Raw genomic sequence first — 19,987 nt, 5'->3', positions numbered from 1 at the left:
AATGAAATTTTTAAAATTAGAAAATTTTATTCGGGATGGGGGGTGGAGAGGGGCTTGCGCGCGCATGCTGGGAATTTTTCTTGTGTATATCGGATTTATTTATATTCCGACTGTGGTTTCTTTTTTGTCTGCCAATTTTGGTGTGCTCGGTATGTCTGGTGGGCAAATAAAAAAACACGATTCGATTTTGTATGTTGTGAGAGTTGGTACTGTGTTAATGGTTGTCGTGGAGATTGTGCGGCTGATAATGGTCACTATAAAAAATCGACGCTGATCACTTGGGTGATGTTGAATCAGTTCAATCGGCAGTTGCACGATAACGAGAAGAAGACGATAGCGGAGAAGGCGGGGAAAGATGAAGAAGAGCAGGAGAGGCTGAAGTTGTTGTTGCATCGACGGGTTCGGCGCTGCAAGATCAGAACCCGAATGCGGCTATGGGAGGGGTGGCGGTGGGAACAGTGATCGGATATCCGCTCGGTTTCAAAGTCGAGGGTAAGCTCAATGACGTGTTGAATCCGTGGTATCGGCATGAGTGGGTGGATATCGGTATGGGGGTGTCGAAGTATGTCCCGCCGAGTATGCTTCCATCATGGTTTGGCGGGGCTGCTGGCGGCGCAGCGCAAGAGAAAATGGGGGCTACCATGCAGAACAAGCTTGATGGGGCGGGCGTAAGGAAATGAAGCTGAAGACGAGCTTTGAATTATTTCGCTGGACGCATTATTTTCTAACCTGGTTCATAGGAATGGGTCTTTGTATCACGATTATCGAACTTGCCGCTGGTCCTGCGCTGTAATGGTTGTTCTACGATATTCCATATCAATTGCCGACGTGGGACCGGGTAGGTAGATTGACGGTATTCGTTGTGGTGTCCAGTTTGTTGATTGGGACGTTGATCTGGTTTTATGAAAAGAAGAGATCCGGTCGCTAGTAATGAGGTTTGACTTTTCGCACAGCGAGATGACGTCAAGGCAACGTGACGATCCGTGGGCGGACGTGACCGCGAACGATGTGCTGTTGCAGGCAGCGAACCGGGTCGATCTGATCAACAGCACGGACACTGACAGCACGCGCAGCACGAACGAGTCGAAGAGCGGGAGCGTAGGTGTGTCGTACGGCACGGGCGGGTTCGGCGTATCGGCGGCGATGGCGCGCGCACGGTGATGCGAATTCGGACGCGGCGACGCAGAAAAACACGCACATCAAAGCGGGCAACACGGCGACGATCGTCAGCGGTGGAGACTCCCATATCGTCGGCGCGAACGCCGATGCGCACAAGGTGATCGCGAATGTCCGCGGCAATCTGAACATCGCGTCGGTGCGGGATACGAGCCGCAGCGAAGCGCACCCGAGCAGCTCGGGTGGGGGCAGCGTGAGCCGGGGAAAGGATTGGGTCAATCAGAATATGCCAGACTTGATGAACAAGCTTCAATAAGATGAAGACAAGATTCTTTGTTGACGGAAACATTGCCGGATGGGCGCAACTTGTCCTTCTTGTTTTGGGAATTGCTATGGTTTATTGTGGCTTGGTTTTTAATTTTTTGCCAAAGACCATTGCAATTTTACTAATTGTTTTTGGGCTTCCGATTTCGGCTATTGGCGGTTATGCATCACGCGCGAAGGCGCTTGGTCTTAAGCCGTTCGATAAAAGCTATAGGAAGGCGCGCGACAGCTACAAGACGAGGGATGACGAAGAAAATCGGTCCAAGTAGAAACAATGACTAGGCCGCAGCGAGTTCACTGCAATCGGCAGTTACATCCAGAAGAGAAGAGGTGGATCAGTGAAAAGGTTGCAGTACACGCGAAGAAATACGATTTGCCGGTGGGGCAGGCACATCACGAGTTGACGACGCAGGCGAATTTGCAAGCACGGAATGGTTCGCCCGATAGTTTTAACTAACGCGCGTATGACTTCTTGAAGCAGGCGCATGGGATGTTGCCTGCTGACGGCAACAGTGGACCGGGCTATATGTTCTACGCGACGCCGGAGCAGAAGGCGAATGTCGAGATGTACGCGAAGTACGTTACGAACGGTACGGAGATGAACGTGCCGATCGACCAAATGATTGCGAACTCGGTGAGCAGGGACAAGGCACACAAGGACCTATACGAAAATCTGACGCTCGGCGCGGCGGCGGGGGCAGTGGGGATTGCAGTCGGAGGTCCGATAGCTGCGTTGCCGGGCGCGCCAATATTCAGGACGGGCGGGGCGCTGGGATCCGCGGCGTGGGCGTCGCCGGTCGGGACGGGCGCGATTAGCGCGGGGATCAATGCTGCGGGGCAATACTATAAGGACGCCAAGGTTAATTCTGTCGACATAGCTGGTGCGTTTGTGACAGGCGTGGTCGGCTCGTATGGTCTGCTAGGCTGGAACGTATCCGTAAATGCGATTAGTGGAGCGACGACGACTGCGCTTGACAATTTCCTGCAAGGGAAGAACGAGAGTGTTATCGGGTCGGCGCTGATTGGCGGTGTATTGTCAAGTTTAGGTTATGGGCTTGGGAGGCTTGGCGAATCAAGTGTTAACTATGCTCTTAGGCCGACAATTAATACCCCGAATTGGGCTTCTTCTGGATCATGGTCTGGCAGTGGATGGAATTTGTTCAATCCAAATAATGTTGGTCCTATTGGTGGTGCCTTTGGAGGTGGGGTGGGGCAAGAGCTTTTAAATGGTATGTACCAAAGCAGGTGGTCCGTGACGGATGTGGGAAGATGATTATCAGAATGCTATATGCGCTACTTTTGTTGATTTTTATTTGCGTGCCGGGAGTGGCAGTGATTTACGTCGTTGGTGCGTATATGAGTTGCGCCGTCGTTGACGGTTGTTACGCCAAGTTTGGTGTGATTGGAATATTGGAAAGTATTAACGTGAAAGAGATTGTCTTTAGAGCGGTGATTTTGGCTTTCGCATTTGCGTTAATTGCGTGGCCAAGAATTAGAAATTCGTGATATTTATAATATTATAAAAATTCTGCGTCTCTCATGATAATGTAGTCGCCAGTCCTATTCGGGCGCTGCGGCGAGTAAAGGGCCGGGAAGAGATGACGTAGCCGTGGCTTACATTAGCCAAACGGGCGATGGCCTATTCTAGATAAACCACGCCTGCAACGATCCAGTTAAGTATGGTAGCGAGATTGGATCTCTGACTCTGGAAGCTCCGGAAACTGGCTTCTACTGGCAATCTAAAGACTCAGTCGGCGTGTCTGGTGTTTTTGGGGTTGATATGGAGGCCGAGTTTAATATATTTGATTTTAGCTGAAATTGAAAATGGCGTTATGGGAAATCGTGATTTGATGCTATTGAGATTCAATCGAGTTCGATGGGTGATCATATGTTTTCTGGTTGGTGTGTTCTTTGTATTTCCTTTTTTGAGCTTGTGCGAGATCGGTATAAATGGATGTCTGCGATATTTGTGGCAACGGTTTCCGTGTTTTTAATTATACTGATCAGATTTTGTTATCGATGTCCTTATTGTAAAAATATTCCCCGTGGGGATCCGATTCCGTATGTTGATCTTATGGCAAAGAGGTGTGCGTCTTGTGGTCGCTCGTTGCGAGATGGATAAAGGTTCGTGGTAGTTGTTTTAAATCGATTTTTACTGGTGGATATCGGGTTTTCCAGCTGCGCTGCAGGTAAGCTCGAACCTGAATGGCGCGGTCATCAATGACGTGTGGCAGGCAGTGGTAGATAAAGGATGAACTGGCGCAGGTTGTATGCGAGTCCGCAAATCTGGATCAAGGTGGGCATGGTTTCGTTTGCTGCTGCTGGCTGCAATACGACTACGCAAGGCCGGAATGCTGAGCGACGATCCTGAGAAATTCGGTCCATGGTTCAGGTCCGACCTGAAGCAGTGAATCTCCTCACTCCGGCAAATCCCACTGATTCCCATCCCGCTCGTTCCCACCCGTACTAAGCCGCTCGATCTTCTCCATCCGCTGCCGCGCCAGTTCCGGAAGCCGGTTCGTCACGCCGATCACCAGCGCCTCTGCGAGCGCGAGCGCCGGCACGTTGGTCTGCAGCATCGCGAACGGGCGTCCCTGGATCCGCAGCACGATTTCGGCGAACGCGCTGATCGGCGAGCGCCATTCGTCGGTGATCAGCAGCACCCGCACGCCGAGTTGATGCGCGGCCTGCGCGAACCGGACGCTGTCCTTCTGATAGCGTCGGAAATCGAAAATGACGAGCACGTCGCCGGCGCCCATGTCAGTCAGCGAGACCGACGCGAGATGCACGTTCGGTTCGACGTATTGCACATGCGGGCGCGCATACGCGAGCGTGAAGGAAAACAGCGATGCGAGCGGCGCGGTATAACGCCCGCCGCCGCAGAACACGCGGATATCCGGATCGGCCAGCAGCGTCACCGCGTCGTCGAATGCCGCCGCATCGAGTCCTTCGATCGTGGTGGCGAGCGATTGCGAAAGGCGCTGGAAGATCGCCGCATGGCTGTCGCGCATCCCCGATTCCGAGTGAAACGCATCCATCCGCGCGAGCGGCGAATTCATCGCCGTGTCGATTTCGTCGTGCAGCGCCTGTTGAAACGACGAGTAGTTCGGAAAGCCGATCCGCACGACGAAGCGAAACACGGTCGGGTCGCTGACTTCGGCCTGCTTCGCGAAGCTCGCGATCGGCCCGAGCCCGAGGCTCGGATAGCGCTCGAGCAGCGCGTGCGCGACCTTCTGTTCCGACGGCGTGAAGCTATCCATCTGGGATAGCAGCAACGCCCTGATGCTTGTCCCCATCGGGCACTCCGGCTTGCTCGTATCTGAATGAATGATGACGAACGGCAGACGGGCGTCTGCCGGCGACTCCGTGCATGTTAGCCGATCGACGGGCCGCAATCCGCACGAGATCGCAGATTAGAGGGACGTATCACTCGTGGCATCTGACAGCCGAATATGTAATGAAACGAACATTTCCCTCGGTTGCGCTGCCCGTAATGTCGCGCATGAACTGAGTGATAACCCTAGGTTTTGACGCAAAAATGCCGGTGCTATGATCGCGGCCTCATCGGAATGTATCGTTCATTACATTCTGATCCACGGCGTCGACCGGCCTTGCCGGGCGGCTCACGCACCCCGGCAAGGCCCGGTCATTCGTCTGGAGGATTCCGTCATGAGGCGGCTCGTCGTACTCACCCTGTTGTCGGCCCTGAGCGCAGGCGCGCTCGCCGCTTCGGAACCTGCGGTGGAAGCGAAGAACGGCATGGTCGTGTCGTCGCAGCACTTCGCGTCGCAGATCGGCGTCGACATCCTGAAGGAGGGCGGCAACGCGGTGGACGCCGCCGTGGCGGTCGGCTACGCGCAAGCGGTGACCAATCCGTGCTGCGGCAACATCGGCGGCGGCGGGTTCATGACCCTGCATCTGTCTGACGGCCGTGACCGCTTCATCAACTTCCGGGAAACCGCGCCGGCCGCGGCGTCGGCGAACATGTATCTGGATGCGAACGGCAACGTCATTCCGGACGACAGCCTGTACGGCTATCGCGCGGTCGGTGTGCCGGGCACGGTAGCGGGTCTCGACCTCGCGCAGCGCAAGTACGGCAAGCTGACGCGCCGTCAGGTGATGGAGCCTGCAATCCGGCTCGCGCGCGACGGCTTCGTGCTGACGCGCGGCGACACGGACATCCTCGACACGACGATCGACCGCTTCAAGAAGGATACGGAAGCGGCGCGCATCTTCCTGCGCCCGGACGGCACGCCGCTGCAGCCGGGCGACCGCCTGGTGCAGAAGGATCTGGCGCGCACGCTCGAGCGCATCGCGGAGCATGGCCCCGACGCGTTCTATCACGGCGAGATTCCGAAGATCGTCGAAGCGGCCGCGAAGCGCGGCGGCGGGCTGATCACGGCGGCCGACTTCGCGTCGTATCGTGCGCAGGACATGGCGCCGCTGACCTGCACGTATCGCGGCTACGAGTTCGTGTCGGCGCCGCCGCCGAGCTCGGGCGGCGTGACGATGTGCGAGACGCTGAACGTGCTCGAAGGGTATGACCTGCGCAAGTTCGGCTACCAGTCGGCTTCGGTGGTCCACTACATGACCGAGGCGATGCGCCACGCGTACGAAGATCGCAACACGCTGCTGGGCGACCCGAACTTCATCGACAATCCGGTCGCGAAGCTGACGAGCAAGGCGTATGCGGCCGAGATCCGCAAGCAGATCAGCGGCGACACGGCGACGGCGTCGGTCGACGTGCAACCGGGTGTCGGCGTGCATGAAAAGCCGGAGACGACCCATTATTCGATCATCGACCGCGACGGCAACGCGGTGTCGACCACGTATACGGTCAACGGCCGCTTCGGCGCCGTGGTGATCGCGCCGGGCACGGGCTTTTTCCTGAACGACGAGATGGACGACTTCACGGTGAAGGTCGGCGCGCAGAACCTGTTCGGCCTCGTGCAGGGCACGCGCAACTCGATCGCGCCGGGCAAGCGCCCGCTGTCGTCGATGGCACCGACGATCGTGAAGAAGGACGGCAAGGTGTTCATGGTGGTCGGCTCGCCGGGCGGCTCACGCATCATCACGATCACGCTGCAGACCGTGCTGAACGTGATCGACTACGGAATGACGCCGCAGGATGCGGTCGGGGCGCCGCGCATCCATCATCAATGGCTGCCCGACCAGGTGTATTACGAGACGCGCGGCCTGTCGCCCGACACGCTCGCGATCCTGCGCAACATGGGCTACAAGATGGTCGAGCAGACGCCGTGGGGCGCAGCCGAGCTGATCATGGTCGGCCTGCCCGGCACCGAGGCGGCGAGCCGTCAGAGTTCCGGCAACGACTCGTCGGTGTCCGGCAACGTACGCGTTGGCTACATCTACGGTGTCAACGATCCGCGCCGTCCGGCCGGTTCGGCCATCGGCTACTGACCTGGCCCGGCCCGACTCGCTCGCAACGCGCGCCAAGGCACGGCATCGGCGCGCGCATTTTCTTCTTTCAATCCTGCACCGTGCATAGAGTACCGTCATGAACAAGCGAATGTCTGCGGCAGTCTGGATCCTGCTCGCGATGGTGGCCGGCATCTTCATCGGCTACATGATCTACACGCAGTTTCCGGACAAACAATCGGCGACCGAAATCGCCGGCTACATCTCCCTCGTGTCCGACGTGTTCCTGCGGCTGATCAAGATGGTGATCGGCCCGCTGGTGTTCTCGACGCTGGTCGTCGGCATCGCGCACATGGGCGATGCATCGTCGGTGGGGCGCGTGTTCGTGAAGGCGTTCGGCTGGTTCGTCACCGCGTCGCTGATCTCGCTGCTGCTCGGGCTGCTGATGGCGAACCTGCTGCGCCCCGGCGAGAACCTCGGGCTGCCGCTGCCGGACATCGGCGCATCCGCGCATCTCGCGACGTCGAAATTCACGTTGAAGGATTTCGTCAGCCACATGGTGCCGAAGTCGATCGCCGAGGCGATGGCGAACAACGAGATCCTGCAGATCGTCGTGTTCTCGATGTTCTTCGGCGTTGCGCTGTCGGCGCTCGGCGAGCGCGGCAAGATCCTCGTCGCCGCGATCGATCAGCTGTCGCACGTGATGCTGAAGATCACCGGCTACGTGATGAAGCTCGCGCCGCTCGCGGTGCTGGCGGCGATGGCCGCGACCGTCGCGGTCAACGGGCTGTCGGTGCTGCTGAAGTTCGCGGTGTTCATGGGCGACTTCTACGTGAGCCTGTTCCTGCTCTGGACGTTGCTCGTCTGTGCGGGGCTGCTGTTCCTCGGCCCGCGCGTATTCAAGCTGCTCGTGCTGATCAAGGAAGCGTTCATGCTGTCGTTCGCGACGGCCAGCTCGGAAGCCGCATACCCGAAGATCCTCGACGCGCTCGACCGGTTCGGCGTGCGGCGCAAGATCTCGAGCTTCGTGATGCCGATGGGTTATTCGTTCAACCTCGACGGCTCGATGATGTACTGCACGTTCGCGTCGCTGTTCATCGCGCAGGCGTACAACATCCACTTGTCGCTCGGCACGCAGATCACGATGCTGCTGGTGCTGATGCTGACGTCGAAGGGGATGGCCGGCGTGCCGCGCGCATCGCTCGTCGTGATCGCGGCGACGCTGCATCAGTTCGATATCCCGGAAGCGGGGCTGTTGCTGATCCTCGGCGTCGACACGTTCCTCGACATGGGCCGCTCGGCCACCAATGCGGTGGGCAATTCGATCGCGAGCGCCGTGGTCGCGAAGTGGGAGGGCGAACTGATGTCGGAGTCCGAAGCGTTCGCGCATGCCGCGCATCTCGACGCGGAACTGGAGCGGCAGAACAGCGATCCGGCCTATGGCGCCGGTGGGGCGACGTCCGCTTAAGCGGCACACGCATCGTCGATGTACGTCGCCAGCACCATCGCGGCGGCGTTGCCCGGCGCCGAGCCGAGCAGTTGCGGTGCATACACGCTGTCGCCGGGCGCGATCGGCCGCCCCGACAGCGCACAGACGCCGCGCTTGCGCGTCGTGAACAGCCGCCACTTCTGGTAACCGTAGTGGCCGGTGCACGCGTCGCGCCACGAAATCATCACGGTGTCGGCCGTGGGGCGCTCGAGCACGCTGATCGTCGGCTGGCTCGTCGCGTCCCACGACGGCAGGCGATCGCGTGTGATGGAGCGCCGCCGCGGTGCGGCCAATGAAACAGACGGCATGTCGAAGCTGCCGATCGCGGCGACCGTCTTGAGCCAGGCAATTGCACTGTTGCTCATCTTTATTTCCTTCGAAACGTTACATGTTGACGCGACATGCGGCATCACGACAAGCGGATGCGCGGCTGCACGCAGCCGTTGATCCGTTCGGCGATCCACAGCAGCGTCGCCTTGGAAAATCCGTGCAGCGCTTGCTGGTGGCGCCGGTACAGCATCAGGTGGCTGAGTTGTGCGAAACGCCCCTGGATGAAGCCGCCGCGAAAGAAGCCGAATTGCCCGAGCGTGCCGAACGCGTCGTAATCGCTGATCGACACGAGCGCGCCGAAATCGTGGAACGCGAACGGCGGCAGCGGTTTGCCGTCGAGCCATGCCGGCAAGTGCTTCGCGAGATGCTCGGCCTGCTGGGCCGCGACCTGCGCGGTGGGCGGCAGCGGCCGCTCGTGGCCGTCGGGCTGCAGGCTCGCGCAATCGCCGATCGCGAACACGTGCTCGTCGGCCGTGGCCTGCAACGTGGGCCCGACCCGGATCTGGTTCGCGCGGTTCGTGTCGAGCCCGCCCAGCGCCTGCATGAAATCCGGCGCCTTCACGCCGGCTGCCCATACCATCAGATCTGCTTCCGCGAACGAGCCGTCGCCATAGTGAAACCCGTTCGCGTCGGCCGCCGTCACGCGCGTCGACGTCAGTACGCGAAAGCCGATCTGCTCGAGCCGCCGCTGCGCGGACGCGGAAATCCTCGGCGGAAACGCGGCGAGGATGCGCGGGCCGCTTTCGAGCAGCGTGAGCTGCAGCCGTTCACGCACCGTCTCGTCGCCATACGCCTGCGCCACTTCCAGCAGCCGGCTCAATTCCGCTGCGAGCTCCACGCCCGTTGCGCCCGCACCGACGATCGCGACGCGAAACGGCTCGTCGCGCGCGACGCTGCGAAACACGCGCATCCGCAATGCTTCGTTGAAGGTCTCGGCCTGTTGCTGGCTGTCGATGAAGTAGCAGTGCTCGCGCACGCCCGGCACGCCGAAATCGTTGGCCTGGCTGCCGAGCGCGAGGATCAGCACGTCGTATTCGAGTTCGCGCGCGTCGATCACCCGTTCGCCGCTCTGCGAGCGGATCTCGCCGAGTTGCACGCGGCGGCGCGCGCGATCGAGCCCCTTCAATTCGCCGGGCTGATACGTGTAGCCGTGATCGCGCGCATGGGCGAGAAAGATCACCTGCTGTTGCTGCACGTCGCGCGTGCCGGCGGCGATCGTGTGCAGCATCGGCTTCCAGACGTGGGTCGGGCTGCGATCGACGACGGTGACCTGGGCACGCCCGGTGCGGCCGAGACGCTCGCCGAGGCGAGTCGCCAGCTGCAATCCGGCGATGCCGCCGCCGACGATCACGATGCGAGTACGGGTTGTCATGGATAAATCATCAAGTGATGAATAAGGTATGATCCTAGCGCTTCCCGGCTTCGCGTGTCAACGGAGCGGGGCAGGCAGCCCGGTTCGGCGATGCCGAGCCGGGGCCGGAACACCGGTATTCGATTCATTCAACGGGAGCAGGAAAACGTGGCTGAAGTTACTGAGCGCGCGCCGGCGAAGCGGCGTACGCGCGGGCGGCCGCTGGCGGAGGCGTCCGTCGGTCCGGACGTGATATTGCGTGCCGCGCGCCGCACGTTCGCGAAGCGCGGCTACGATGCGACGAGCGTGCGCGAGGTCGCGCGCGAGCTGGGCATCGACGCAGCGCTGATCGCCCATCATTTCGGCACGAAGGAAACGTTGTGGCTGGCCGTCGTCGAGCAGATCGTCGATCTCGCGGAGCCGATGTTCGAAGCATTGCGCGCGCTGCGCACGTCATCATTGCCGCATCGCGAGCGCGTGCGGCGGGCGATCGAGCTGTGCGTCGATCACGAGTTCGACGAGCCCGACATGGGCATGTTCTTCTCGACCGCGGCGACCGAGGAGGGAGCGCGGCTCGACCGGCTGCAGGAGCGCCTCGTGCGGCCGTATTACGACGTGATGCTCCCGCTGCTGTCCGATGCCGTCGAGGCCGGTGCGATCCGCGCGGTCGATCCGAACGTGCTGTTCTTCATGATCGCAAGCGCGATCGGCATGACGGTGTCGTACAGTCACATGATGCTGGCATTCACGTCGCTGCCGACGCGGCGGGACGCGTTCCGGCAGTCCGTAATCGACGTCGCGTTCAATCTCGTCGGCGACTGAGTGCCGTGCGCGATGCGCGTGGTGGCGTGGCGGCAATCCGCTCCGGGTTGCTCACTGCGTGCCGCGCGTCATTCGACGCTCGTGGGCGGTTTATCACCGAGCCAGCGCCGCGCGCCCGGCCCGTTGCGGCCCGCGCGGTCGTCGGGGTTGGCCAGCTTGCAGCGCTTCAGCGACAGGCAGCCGCAACCGATGCACTCGTCGAGGTTGATGTAAAGCCGCTGCAGTTCCTCGATCCGGTTCGCGACGCGCTGCTTCCAGCCGCGCGACAGCCGCTGCCAGTCCTTGTTGGTCGGCGCGGTGTCTTCCGGCAGGCTCACGAGCTGTTCTGCGATCTCGTCGAGCGAATAGCCGATCTTCTGCGCGAACACGATGAACGCAATCAGCCGCAGCACCGCACGCGAATAGTGGCGATGGCTCGAGCCGTTGCGATGCGACCTGATGAGCCCGCGCTTCTCGTAGAAGCGCAACGTCGATGCCGGCACGCCGCTGCGCGCGGCCACTTCGCGAATCGACATCAGCGGCCATTGCGGCATTTCGTCGGTACTCATGACACCCTCCGGGAAAGCCAGCCTTGAAGTTGACTTCAACTTTCATGCTGCGCGGCAGTTTAACCCGTCGCGACGCGTCATGCTTTTCTCGTCCCTCCGCAGAACGTCGTCTTCGCGCGCGGCTTGCGCATTGCCGGGCGCCGAAACGAGGTCCGCTGGCGGGAGCGCCACGCGTCGCCGTCACACCTGCGTTGCATCGCACGCACCGCATGCGTGGCGCGGCAAGCGGCCGATTCCCCGCCGCGAAACATCGTTCCCCTTCGTCGTAAACGTCTCGAATGCGTAATATTTGCGCCGCCCGATCCGGTTTAGAGTGGCCGCAAATTGATGACGATGCGTCGTATGGCCGAAGTCGCAGGCCGTACCGATGCACCACAGGAGCTGGAGACAAATGGCTGAAGGCAGGATTACGCAAGTTGAATCGTTCGGTTTCGAGCGGATCCCCGACGCATCGCGCTATGCGCGTCCGATCGATCTGTTCCGGTTGCTGTTCGGCGGCTGCAATACGTTTTCCACGTCGGTGCTCGGCAGCTTCCCCGTGCTGGTCGGGCTGTCGTTCAAGGCGGGCGTGTGCGCGATCGTGCTCGGCGTGCTCGCCGGCACCTGCATCCTCGCGCCGATGAGCCTGTTCGGCCCGCGCAACGGGACGAGCGATCCCGTGTCGTCCGGCGCGCATTTCGGCATCCACGGCCGGATCGTCGGTTCGTTCCTTGCGCTGCTCACGTCGATCGCGTTCTTCTCGCTCGCGGTGTGGAGTTCCGGCGATGCGCTCGTGGGCGGCGCGCACAACTTGGTCGGCGTGCCGGTCAACGGCTTCACGCTTGGCGCTGCGTACATGGTCTTCGCGGTGCTCGTGCTGATCGTCTGCATCTACGGTTTTCGCTTCATGCTGTGGGTCAACAAGATCGCCGTGTGGGCGGCGAGCCTGTTGTTCGTCGCCGGCCTGTTCGCGTTCGCGGGGATGTTCGACATGAACTATGCCGGCACGCTGAGCCAGGGCAGTGCCGGTTTCTGGGCCGCGTTCGTCGGCGCGGTGCTGGTCGCGCTGAGCAACCCGGTGTCGTTCGCGTCGACGCTCGGTGACTGGGCACGCTACATCCCGCAACAGACGCCGAAGCGGCGGGTGATGGGCGTCGTGTTCGCCGCGCAGATCGCTACCTTCGTGCCGTTCTTCTTCGGCCTGGCGACCGCGACGATCATCGCGTCGAAGGCGCCCGCGTTCATCGCGTCGAACGACTACGTCGGCGGGCTGCTTGCCGTTTCGCCGCGCTGGTTCCTGCTGCCGATGTGCCTGATCGCGATCATTGGCGGGATGTCGACCGGCACGACCGCGCTGTACGGCACGGGCCTCGACGTATCGAGCATGTTCCCGCGCTTCCTGAACCGCGTGCGTGCGACGCTGCTGATCGGCACGATCGCGATCGCGTTCATCTTCGTCGGCCGCTTCTGGTTCAATCTCGTCGAAAGCGTCGCGACGTTCTCGACGCTGATCGACACGTTCAGCTGCCCGTGGATGGCGATCATGGTGATCGGTTACGTGACGCGCCGCGGCTTCTATCTCGCCGACGACCTGCAGGTGTTCAATCGCGGGCTGTGCGGCGGCCACTACTGGTTCACGCACGGCTGGAACCTCCGCGCGATGGGTGCGTGGCTGCCCGCGGCGTTTATCGGGCTGTCGTTCGTGAACCTGCCGGGGCAGTTCGTCGGGCCGCTCGGTAACCTCGCGGGCGGGCTGGATCTGAGCGTGCCCGTGTCGCTGCTGGTCGGTGGACTGCTTTATTTCGTGCTGCTGACGGTGCATCCGGAAGCGGAAGGCGTGTACGGTCCGAACGGGCGCTTCCTCGTGCGTGGCCCCAGGCAGGCGGCGGGCGGTGTCGGCGCGCCGGCGATTCAGCCGAAGGGCTCTTGAGCGCGGCACTGCGTGTCGTTTCGCTTCGGAATTCATCATGCCGCCACGCGGGAGAGCCGCCGGCGGCGTGATTGTTTCCGCGCGCGTGACGATCGGTGCGAATGACAGGCCGCCTGTACCCGGCTGCAAGCGAGAACGCGTGCCCGGCAGAGGCGGGCGCGTGTCGCCTCAGGTCCGGATCAGCGAAACGTGCTGCCCGCGAGCATCCCGCCGTCGACGATGAATTCCGAGCCCGTGCAATGCGCGGATTCGGCGGATACGAGAAACAGCACGTGGCTCGCCACTTCGCCCGGTTTGCCGATGCGCGCGATCGGCAGCCCGCTGTAGAGCGACGATGGATCGAAATCGGCGTATTCCGGCGGGCGCGCCGCCTCACGAAGAGCGTCGGCCGTGCACCGGCCCGGGCGATTCATCGCCAGGTACCGTCAACGTAGACCCACACCGGCCCCTGACGCCGCCAGTATCCGGGCACCCATCTGCGCCCGGGGCGGCGCGCGATCCAGCGTCCGGGCACCCATATATAGCGGCCGCGCTGCCAGCGCCAGTGGCCGTCGGTCCACACATAGCCGTGCGGCCGCGGTGGCGGTGGGCGGCGGTCATGCCGCAGTGCGGGAGGCGGAAAGCCCGGGCGGTCGGAATAAGAGGGCCTGCCCGGCCCGGGAGGCGGTCCTGGGGGCCGATATCCGGGCGGTGCGGATTGAGCCGAGGCGGTACGCAGCCAACCGCCGGTGACGGCGAGGGCGGCGGCCACTCCGATGGCGCGCAGTAGCGAGCGTCGATGCATGGCGGATCCTCTATCTAGTATGCGATCGGGCTGCCTTACATTAGCCCGCTGATCCCACTGCCGGGTTACGCGGGGCGTTAAGGCTGTTACGGCATGTCACGATGACCGCCGGGTAGCCGAGCGGACGCCATCGATCCCGCGCCGCTGGCGCCGACTGCCCGATGGGGTCGCTACCACTGCACGGCCACGTGTTTACAGTTCGGTCGCAGCGGTTTAGGCCAACGGGGCCAATATTTGAGACTGATTCAGGTAAAAATTACCGATTTTGTGTGGCTCGATCGATTCCGCTTGTTGTTTCTATGCAACCGTCAAGACGATGACACGAAAGAATGGTGGGATGAAAGCCTCCAAAAAGCATCCGTCAATCAGTCAAAAAAATACGTTAAAACAAATACTTATAACGCGTACCCACTTTCATTATTTCTAGTTCTGGAAAAGCTTATTTCTTTATTTGCAGATCGCGCCCCTAGGGTACACCCCTAAACTCACGGTTCCCAAACGGGCAACTATCCGGGCGCGGCCAGAAGGACCGATGGCGTTCCCGGGCGGTTGCAGACCGTTTATGAACAAGGTCGCGAGACCTGCCTCTTTTTAGAAGGGAGCTCCACGAATGAACAAGACTCTGATCGTTGCAGCAGCTGCAGCATCGTTCGCTACCGTCGCTCACGCGCAAAGCAGCGTCACGCTGTACGGCGTGCTGGACGCAGGCATCACCTACACGAGCAACGTCCAGCCGGCACTCGGCCAAGCTGGCAAGTCGCGTTGGGCAATGGGTTCGGGCATCGACCAGAGCCGCTTCGGCCTGCGTGGTTCGGAAGACCTCGGTGGCGGCCTGAAGGCAATCTTCACGTTGGAAAGCGGCTTCAACATCGGTAACGGCAAGTTCGCGAACGGCAACGGCGGCATGTTCAACCGTCAAGCTTTCGTCGGCCTGTCGAGCCAGTACGGCACGGTCACGCTGGGTAAGCAATACGACGCAACGCAAGACTTCCTCGCGCCGCTGACGGCAACGGGCTCGTGGGGCGGCACGTACTTCGCGCACCCGCTGAACCTCGACCGCCTGAGCACGAACGGTGATGTCGCATCGAACAACACGATCAAGTTCACGAGCGCGAACTACGCTGGCCTGCAATTCGGTGGCACGTACTCGTTCTCGAACAACACGAACTTCGGCAACAACCGTGCGTACAGCGCAGGTGCTGCATACCAGTTCCAAGGCCTGAAGCTGGGTGCTGCATACTCGCAAGCTAACCTGGGTGACGGTACGAACGCAAACGGCGCAACGTCGTCGGCAATCGGCGGCATCGCTAGCCAAGGCCGCGTCCGCACGTACGGTGCTGCTGCTGCGTACGCATTCGGTCCGGCACAAGTCGGCGCTGCATGGACGCAAGCGCGTCTGGACAACAACGCAGTTGCTCTGGGCACCCTGCGCACCGACAACTACGAAGTCAACGCCAAGTACAACCTGACGCCGGCTCTCGGCCTGGGTGCTGCTTACACGTACACGAACGCGAAGATCAACAACGGCAGCACGCACTGGAACCAGTTCGGCCTGCAAGCTGACTACTCGCTGTCGAAGCGCACGGACGTCTACGCACAAGCTGTGTACCAGCGTGCAGCGAAGAACGGCATCGGCGCGTCGATCTACAACGGCGACAGCTTCGCGAACAACCTGCCGAGCTCGTCGATCAACCAAACCGCAGCAACGGTTGGTCTGCGTCACCGCTTCTAAGCGTGACGGCTGGGTAACCAGTCTCGCAGCATCGAAAAAGGCGCCTTCGGGCGCCTTTTTTTTCGACTGTGAAGTGCGTCGACGACAATCCGGATCGTGGAGGCGCAAAAAAAGCGAGGCACACCTCGCTTTTTCGTATTCGGGGCAAGTTGCGGCTGTTCGATGGATCAGCGCGTATATTCGCCGTTGGCTTCCGGCTGGAACACGATCGCCGCGACCTTCATCAGTTTTTCGACGCCACTGGGTTGCAGCACCTTCACCAGCTGACCGCGTTGCGCGCCCAGCAGCGCCATGCCGACCGGCGAGAACACGTTCAGGCGTCCAAGTTCGAGATTGGCCGCATCCGGATAAACGATCGTCCAGGTGGTCTGTTCCTGGGACGCTTCGTCAAGCAGCGTGATCTGCGAGTTCATCGTGACGACGTTTGCCTTGATGGCGTCGGGCTGCACGATGTCCGCGCGCTCGAGCAGCGTGTCGAGCATCGCCTGGAAGCGCGGGTTGTGCTCGGCGTGCTTCTCGAGACGAGCGACATCAAGTTCGGTCAACTGGTAAAGGCGTTGTTTCATGGCAGTTCTCCAAATGATCGGCATGGGGCAGGCGTGGCGTGCCTATGGGGATCGCCCGGAGCCTGTCTGACCTGGCTCCGGAAGGAGGCCGTGCCGTCAGATCAGGCGCCGGGCAGGGGCGAGCGGTGCCTGGGCCGTGCGTCGAAGGCAGAGGTGCGCCGGATGGCCGGCGTGCGCGCGCACGCCGGCGGGGCCGGACGGCGAAACCGAGGAAGGCGTGAGCGCGTGCATGGTGGATACGGTATCGACAGGCGAATAAAACCTTACGATTCTACAACACAACCTTCCGAATTGGTGATCGGGTTGTCGGCCTTTCGTCAGGCATTGTTGTGAAAATGATTTAAGTGATAGAGATCTTGCGTGACGAGAGCGGGCGATTTTTTCCGAAAATGCAACGCAGTATGTTCAAACCAAGGGTTTCCCCTTGGTATGGCGAGCACTACACTTGATCCATCGCTTCAGACAGTCCTGCCGGAAGCGACGCCAAAAGAGAACATATTTCGGAGGTCCATCATGAAGTCGATCATCTACGCAGCGATCGCTGCATCCGTCCTTGCCGCCCCGGTCGCATCGTTCGCGCAGTCCGAGCAGGGCTTGACCCGCGACCAAGTGCGCGCCGAACTCGTGCAACTCGAACAGAACGGCTACAAGCCGCTCGCAAGCGATGCGCAATATCCGCAGAACATCCAGGCCGCGGAACAACGGATGCAACCGAACCAGCCGATGCTCGCCCAGGCCGACACGAGCGGCTACGGTGCGGTGGCGGCAGGCGCAGGCCAGTCGGGCCGCCGCATGACGCGTGAAGCGCCGAACCCCGTGAACTCCGTGTACTTCGGCAACTGAACATCCCCGGGTCTGCCCGAGCACAGCATGTGACCGACCGGACGCGCGCGACTCGCGCGCGTCCGCGTCAGCCGAGCAGAACCTCCGTCGCCGCATTCCGGCGGCTTTTCCGCCCAGACGCTCACGCGTTTGGGCCTTTTTTGCTGAGTCGGGTCAGGCGGACGTGACCGTCGGCGTGCCGTGGATATAGTGTTCGAGCTGGCTGATCGTGAATTGCTGGTCGGCAATCACACTTTTCACCAGGTCGCCGATCGAGATCAGGCCGATGAGCTTGCCGTCCTGGAGGACGGGCAGGTGGCGCATCCGGTGTTCGGTCATCAGCGCCATGCACTCGTCGGTGGATTGCGACGGTTCGACGTAGCGCACCTTGGCCGTCATGATTTCCTCGACGCGGGTGGCTTTCGATGAACGGTCCTGCAGCACGACCTTGCGCGCGTAGTCGCGCTCGGTGACGATGCCCGCGATGTCGTCGCCGTCCATGACCAGCAACGCGCCGATTCCTTTTTCCGCCATCAGCTTGATGGCGTCGTAGACGAAATCGGCTTTCTTGACGGTGTAGATCGTGCGGCCGGAATCCGGCTTGGCTTTGAGAATTTGCGCGACGGTCGTGCTCATTTGCTTTCTCCGTGTGCGGGACGATGCAGGGAAGGCAGGGCGTGATGCGCGGCACCCGACGGGCCCAGTATAGCCGGGCCTGCTGCGGCAGTCGCGTGACGTTTCCAGATTAGCGGTAAACTCCGGTCACGCACTATCCACACAACTCCTACATTCCTGATCGTTTCGATTGAATTCATGATGTCTTCGCGTCCACAATCGCCCGCGCAGGGCAATGGCCAGGCCGACGAGTGCGTGACGCTCGTCGCCACCGCGTCGCTGCCCACGCGCTACGGTACGTTCACGTCATACGCGTTCCGCGTATCGGGCAGCGATGCCGAACATCTCGCGCTCGTGATGGGTGACGTCGCCGGCGATCAGTCCGTGTTGACGCGGCTTCATTCCGAATGCCTGACCGGCGACGTGTTCGGCTCCTACCGCTGCGATTGCGGCGAGCAACTCGATCTCGCGCTGCGTTACATCGCGGCGGAAGGCCGCGGCGTGCTGCTGTATCTGCGCGGTCACGAAGGGCGCGGCATCGGCCTGAGCAACAAGATCCGTGCGTATGCGTTGCAGGAGCAAGGGCGCGACACCGTCGAGGCGAATCTTGACCTCGGCTTGCCCGACGATGCCCGCGAATACGACTCGGCCGCAGCCATCCTGCGGATCCTCGGCGTGACGTCGGTGCGACTGATGAGCAACAATCCGAAGAAGTTCGATACGCTCGTGAAGCACGGCATTCCCGTCTGCGAACGTGTGGCGCTCGCGGTACCCGTACGCGAGGAAAACGAGCGTTACATCCGGACCAAGCAGGCGAAGTTCGGGCATTACTTCGAGGAAAACGAGTAACGGAAACAAGGGGCTCCGCGGAGCCCCTTGATCCATCTGGTTTTCGCACGTCAGAGCCTTTCTGCTAAAGGGTTTGAGCCGAAAGTTGCGTTTGTCAGATGCCTTGTCTGCATTTGACCAAATAGGCGAAAACTTGGCACTCTGGCGTAACATTTTTCTGCGCCAGACCGAAAAAGCTACGCTGCGGTCTCGGCCTACAACAAAAACCTACGCCGACCGCTGAAGAGATTCGACGCACGCACCTCGAGCAAGTTGCCTGCGGGCCAACACATGACCTTTGACGGATTCCCGGGCCTCCGCTTCCAGGCCAGCGAGAGCCGTCGTTCCTGGATCTACCGATACAAGTCCCCATTGACGACCGGATGCGTCAGGTGAAGCTCGGCGAGTGGCCGGCCATGGGATTTTCCGCGGCGATTTCCGCATGGGAGCAAAAGCGAGCGGAGCGCGATGTCGGCGCCGATCCTGCTGCTGCAAAGCGCGAGAAGCTGTGGTTGCCAGTTCCCGCGCCCTCGACGCATACACCGTCAAACAGGTGTGCTTCGACTATATGGGCGGCCAGAAGCAGAGTTGCATGGCGACAAGGACGAGTACAAAAAAATGAAGGCTGGTCAGAGCAAGGACCATCGATGGACCTATTCAGGTATTTGTTATGCCGATCACATTCTCGGAAACTAAGTGGTGGTTGTGTGCGGCGGCGCTTTCGATTGCCGCAAGCGCGTTCGCAGCGACCGCAGCACCTAACTCGATCCGGCTATCAAATGGCCGTGAGATGCAACAAGACGGTAAGCACTTGGTCGAGGTTGATGTTGGACACCACCGCTCAGCGACGGTGCAATTGCCGCCGGCACTTCGTCGGGCCGTAGCTTCCGCATCGAGTATTGGGTTCCCATCGGCGAGCTCGAAGGTCGTCGACGGGAAGGAATTCGTATTGGTTGTTGTGAATCAGTCGTCCAGCAACAATCCGATGGGCTTCTGCGGCTCGGGAGAGGAGGGTACTCTCTACGTTCTCCAAATGAAGGGAAATGTCGCCGCCTCAAAGTATGCGATGCCCGTGCAAAGCTGTTTGAATAGCGTGTCGCTCGACACTGACGTGAACAATCGCTCACCGTACCTTGCGATCGAATGGCTCGACGGCTCGCCCGGTTTCAAGGTTGCATGGACCAATATCGACGATGCTGGTCCCGCCACCCGAGAATATCGTTACAACGGCAGTACATTCGTCGAAAGCAAGAAGTAGTTTTTGCCGAGACCGGCTTGCAAAATTTCTATGACTTCGTCGGCACTGAGCGGGGTAGCATGGTCGGGTCGTCGAGCTCACTTGCAATCAGGCGTCGTACCTCTGAAAGTTGTG

21 protein-coding genes and 2 pseudogenes are annotated in these 19,987 nt (G+C 60.8%); 15 read left to right on the top strand and 8 right to left on the bottom strand.

What is annotated here, in order from left to right; all coding sequences use genetic code 11:
* The first annotated feature begins 1 nt into the window (after nt 1).
* The 6 genes and pseudogenes from WS51_RS32000 (at nt 2) to WS51_RS31985 (ending at nt 2,946) form a co-directional block, all read left to right on the top strand.
* Complete coding sequence (locus WS51_RS32000; protein ID WP_155629462.1) at nt 2–274, top strand: hypothetical protein; 273 nt, start codon at nt 2–4, stop codon at nt 272–274.
* A 175-nt stretch (nt 275–449) separates the two neighbouring features.
* Entirely contained in the window at nt 450–680 is a 231-nt protein-coding gene (locus tag WS51_RS31995; RefSeq protein WP_147957193.1) for a hypothetical protein, read from the top strand.
* 284 nt (nt 681–964) lie between these two features.
* Nucleotides 965–1,381: pseudogene (locus WS51_RS30725) on the top strand (hemagglutinin repeat-containing protein); the annotation flags it as partial.
* 52 nt (nt 1,382–1,433) lie between these two features.
* Nucleotides 1,434–1,709 carry a hypothetical protein gene (locus WS51_RS30720; RefSeq protein WP_081060288.1) on the top strand — a complete coding sequence of 92 codons (276 nt, stop codon included), beginning with the start codon at nt 1,434–1,436 and terminating at the stop codon, nt 1,707–1,709.
* Between the two features lie 221 nt (nt 1,710–1,930).
* Nucleotides 1,931–2,713, top strand: a complete 783-nt coding sequence (locus WS51_RS31990) for a hypothetical protein (protein WP_147957192.1) — start codon at nt 1,931–1,933, stop codon at nt 2,711–2,713.
* A complete protein-coding gene (locus tag WS51_RS31985) occupies nt 2,710–2,946 on the top strand; it encodes a hypothetical protein (RefSeq protein WP_147957191.1) in 237 nt (78 codons plus the stop codon). The genes WS51_RS31990 and WS51_RS31985 overlap by 4 nt, the downstream gene beginning before the upstream one ends.
* A gap of 911 nt (nt 2,947–3,857) precedes the next feature.
* On the opposite strand, the gene WS51_RS07115 is transcribed toward WS51_RS31985, so the two are convergent.
* Nucleotides 3,858–4,736 carry a MurR/RpiR family transcriptional regulator gene (locus WS51_RS07115; protein ID WP_069228858.1) on the bottom strand — a complete coding sequence of 293 codons (879 nt, stop codon included), beginning with the start codon at nt 4,734–4,736 and terminating at the stop codon, nt 3,858–3,860.
* A gap of 373 nt (nt 4,737–5,109) precedes the next feature.
* Here WS51_RS07115 and ggt point away from each other — a divergent pair, with 373 nt between their 5' ends.
* Nucleotides 5,110–6,861: a gamma-glutamyltransferase gene (gene ggt, locus WS51_RS07110; protein ID WP_069228857.1), complete on the top strand. Its 1,752-nt coding sequence runs from the start codon at nt 5,110–5,112 to the stop codon at nt 6,859–6,861.
* 97 nt (nt 6,862–6,958) lie between these two features.
* Nucleotides 6,959–8,287 carry a dicarboxylate/amino acid:cation symporter gene (locus WS51_RS07105; protein ID WP_069228856.1) on the top strand — a complete coding sequence of 443 codons (1,329 nt, stop codon included), beginning with the start codon at nt 6,959–6,961 and terminating at the stop codon, nt 8,285–8,287.
* Here the strand turns inward: WS51_RS07105 and WS51_RS07100 are convergent.
* Complete coding sequence (locus WS51_RS07100) at nt 8,284–8,673, bottom strand: DUF3331 domain-containing protein (protein WP_059451678.1); 390 nt, start codon at nt 8,671–8,673, stop codon at nt 8,284–8,286. The two genes, WS51_RS07105 and WS51_RS07100, sit on opposite strands and share 4 nt — an antisense overlap.
* Before the next feature lie 44 nt (nt 8,674–8,717).
* The gene (locus WS51_RS07095; protein WP_059507693.1) at nt 8,718–10,010 is read right to left on the bottom strand and encodes an NAD(P)/FAD-dependent oxidoreductase; all 1,293 of its coding nucleotides are present in this window, start codon (nt 10,008–10,010) and stop codon (nt 8,718–8,720) included.
* 147 nt (nt 10,011–10,157) lie between these two features.
* On the opposite strand from WS51_RS07095, the gene WS51_RS07090 reads away from it, so the two are divergent.
* Entirely contained in the window at nt 10,158–10,811 is a 654-nt protein-coding gene (locus WS51_RS07090; protein ID WP_069228855.1) for a TetR/AcrR family transcriptional regulator, read from the top strand.
* 68 nt (nt 10,812–10,879) lie between these two features.
* On the opposite strand, the gene soxR is transcribed toward WS51_RS07090, so the two are convergent.
* The gene (gene soxR / locus WS51_RS07085) at nt 10,880–11,359 is read right to left on the bottom strand and encodes a redox-sensitive transcriptional activator SoxR (RefSeq protein ID WP_059774247.1); all 480 of its coding nucleotides are present in this window, start codon (nt 11,357–11,359) and stop codon (nt 10,880–10,882) included.
* 391 nt (nt 11,360–11,750) lie between these two features.
* Between soxR and WS51_RS07080 the strand changes: the two genes are divergently transcribed.
* Nucleotides 11,751–13,268 (top strand): purine-cytosine permease family protein, encoded by a 1,518-nt coding sequence (locus WS51_RS07080; RefSeq protein WP_230947927.1) that lies wholly within the window; start codon nt 11,751–11,753, stop codon nt 13,266–13,268.
* Nucleotides 13,269–13,447: 179 nt separating this feature from the next.
* Here WS51_RS07080 and WS51_RS07075 read toward each other — a convergent pair whose 3' ends face one another.
* Nucleotides 13,448–13,681: an SDR family oxidoreductase gene (locus WS51_RS07075; RefSeq protein ID WP_059507689.1), complete on the bottom strand. Its 234-nt coding sequence runs from the start codon at nt 13,679–13,681 to the stop codon at nt 13,448–13,450.
* On the bottom strand, nt 13,678–14,052 hold the full coding sequence (locus WS51_RS30715) for a YXWGXW repeat-containing protein (protein WP_081053111.1): 375 nt from the start codon (nt 14,050–14,052) through the stop codon (nt 13,678–13,680). The genes WS51_RS07075 and WS51_RS30715 overlap by 4 nt, the downstream gene beginning before the upstream one ends.
* A 610-nt stretch (nt 14,053–14,662) precedes the next feature.
* On the opposite strand from WS51_RS30715, the gene WS51_RS07070 reads away from it, so the two are divergent.
* Nucleotides 14,663–15,784 (top strand): porin, encoded by a 1,122-nt coding sequence (locus WS51_RS07070; protein ID WP_059451674.1) that lies wholly within the window; start codon nt 14,663–14,665, stop codon nt 15,782–15,784.
* Nucleotides 15,785–15,951: 167 nt separating this feature from the next.
* On the opposite strand, the gene WS51_RS07065 is transcribed toward WS51_RS07070, so the two are convergent.
* Nucleotides 15,952–16,350, bottom strand: a complete 399-nt coding sequence (locus WS51_RS07065; protein WP_059507687.1) for a GreA/GreB family elongation factor — start codon at nt 16,348–16,350, stop codon at nt 15,952–15,954.
* 513 nt (nt 16,351–16,863) lie between these two features.
* On the opposite strand from WS51_RS07065, the gene WS51_RS07060 reads away from it, so the two are divergent.
* Nucleotides 16,864–17,193 carry a DUF4148 domain-containing protein gene (locus tag WS51_RS07060; protein WP_059774243.1) on the top strand — a complete coding sequence of 110 codons (330 nt, stop codon included), beginning with the start codon at nt 16,864–16,866 and terminating at the stop codon, nt 17,191–17,193.
* A gap of 153 nt (nt 17,194–17,346) precedes the next feature.
* Here WS51_RS07060 and WS51_RS07055 read toward each other — a convergent pair whose 3' ends face one another.
* A complete protein-coding gene (locus WS51_RS07055) occupies nt 17,347–17,808 on the bottom strand; it encodes a CBS domain-containing protein (protein WP_059451671.1) in 462 nt (153 codons plus the stop codon).
* Nucleotides 17,809–17,985: 177 nt separating this feature from the next.
* On the opposite strand from WS51_RS07055, the gene ribA reads away from it, so the two are divergent.
* The 3 genes and pseudogenes from ribA to WS51_RS31980 all read left to right on the top strand — a co-directional run bounded on the left by ribA (nt 17,986) and on the right by WS51_RS31980 (nt 19,873).
* Nucleotides 17,986–18,636 (top strand): GTP cyclohydrolase II, encoded by a 651-nt coding sequence (gene ribA / locus WS51_RS07050; protein WP_059451670.1) that lies wholly within the window; start codon nt 17,986–17,988, stop codon nt 18,634–18,636.
* 270 nt (nt 18,637–18,906) lie between these two features.
* Nucleotides 18,907–19,192: pseudogene (locus tag WS51_RS33150) on the top strand (integrase arm-type DNA-binding domain-containing protein); the annotation flags it as partial.
* 93 nt (nt 19,193–19,285) lie between these two features.
* Nucleotides 19,286–19,873, top strand: a complete 588-nt coding sequence (locus WS51_RS31980) for a hypothetical protein (protein ID WP_155773568.1) — start codon at nt 19,286–19,288, stop codon at nt 19,871–19,873.
* Nucleotides 19,874–19,987 lie beyond the last annotated feature (114 nt).

The sequence above is a fragment of the Burkholderia territorii genome, from assembly GCF_001718335.1.
GTDB classification, from domain to species: Bacteria; Pseudomonadota; Gammaproteobacteria; order Burkholderiales; family Burkholderiaceae; genus Burkholderia; species Burkholderia territorii.
The sequence above is the reverse complement of the archived record's forward strand: the minus strand, read 5'-3'. Positions and strand labels throughout refer to the sequence as shown.

What these genes read in the sequence shown, in the direction of transcription:
- WS51_RS32000 (WP_155629462.1), top strand. Translation starts at nt 2, where the DNA reads ATGAAATTTTTAAAATTAGAAAATTTTATTCGGGATGGGGGGTGGAGA.
- WS51_RS30720 (WP_081060288.1), top strand. Translation starts at nt 1,434, where the DNA reads ATGAAGACAAGATTCTTTGTTGACGGAAACATTGCCGGATGGGCGCAA.
- WS51_RS31990 (WP_147957192.1), top strand. Translation starts at nt 1,931, where the DNA reads ATGTTGCCTGCTGACGGCAACAGTGGACCGGGCTATATGTTCTACGCG.
- WS51_RS31985 (WP_147957191.1), top strand. Translation starts at nt 2,710, where the DNA reads ATGATTATCAGAATGCTATATGCGCTACTTTTGTTGATTTTTATTTGC.
- WS51_RS07115 (WP_069228858.1), bottom strand. Translation starts at nt 4,736, where the DNA reads ATGGGGACAAGCATCAGGGCGTTGCTGCTATCCCAGATGGATAGCTTC.
- ggt (WP_069228857.1), top strand. Translation starts at nt 5,110, where the DNA reads ATGAGGCGGCTCGTCGTACTCACCCTGTTGTCGGCCCTGAGCGCAGGC.
- WS51_RS07105 (WP_069228856.1), top strand. Translation starts at nt 6,959, where the DNA reads ATGAACAAGCGAATGTCTGCGGCAGTCTGGATCCTGCTCGCGATGGTG.
- WS51_RS07100 (WP_059451678.1), bottom strand. Translation starts at nt 8,673, where the DNA reads ATGAGCAACAGTGCAATTGCCTGGCTCAAGACGGTCGCCGCGATCGGC.
- WS51_RS07095 (WP_059507693.1), bottom strand. Translation starts at nt 10,010, where the DNA reads ATGACAACCCGTACTCGCATCGTGATCGTCGGCGGCGGCATCGCCGGA.
- soxR (WP_059774247.1), bottom strand. Translation starts at nt 11,359, where the DNA reads ATGAGTACCGACGAAATGCCGCAATGGCCGCTGATGTCGATTCGCGAA.
- WS51_RS07080 (WP_230947927.1), top strand. Translation starts at nt 11,751, where the DNA reads ATGGCTGAAGGCAGGATTACGCAAGTTGAATCGTTCGGTTTCGAGCGG.
- WS51_RS07075 (WP_059507689.1), bottom strand. Translation starts at nt 13,681, where the DNA reads ATGAATCGCCCGGGCCGGTGCACGGCCGACGCTCTTCGTGAGGCGGCG.
- WS51_RS30715 (WP_081053111.1), bottom strand. Translation starts at nt 14,052, where the DNA reads ATGCATCGACGCTCGCTACTGCGCGCCATCGGAGTGGCCGCCGCCCTC.
- WS51_RS07070 (WP_059451674.1), top strand. Translation starts at nt 14,663, where the DNA reads ATGAACAAGACTCTGATCGTTGCAGCAGCTGCAGCATCGTTCGCTACC.
- WS51_RS07065 (WP_059507687.1), bottom strand. Translation starts at nt 16,350, where the DNA reads ATGAAACAACGCCTTTACCAGTTGACCGAACTTGATGTCGCTCGTCTC.
- WS51_RS07060 (WP_059774243.1), top strand. Translation starts at nt 16,864, where the DNA reads ATGAAGTCGATCATCTACGCAGCGATCGCTGCATCCGTCCTTGCCGCC.
- WS51_RS07055 (WP_059451671.1), bottom strand. Translation starts at nt 17,808, where the DNA reads ATGAGCACGACCGTCGCGCAAATTCTCAAAGCCAAGCCGGATTCCGGC.
- ribA (WP_059451670.1), top strand. Translation starts at nt 17,986, where the DNA reads ATGATGTCTTCGCGTCCACAATCGCCCGCGCAGGGCAATGGCCAGGCC.
- WS51_RS31980 (WP_155773568.1), top strand. Translation starts at nt 19,286, where the DNA reads ATGCCGATCACATTCTCGGAAACTAAGTGGTGGTTGTGTGCGGCGGCG.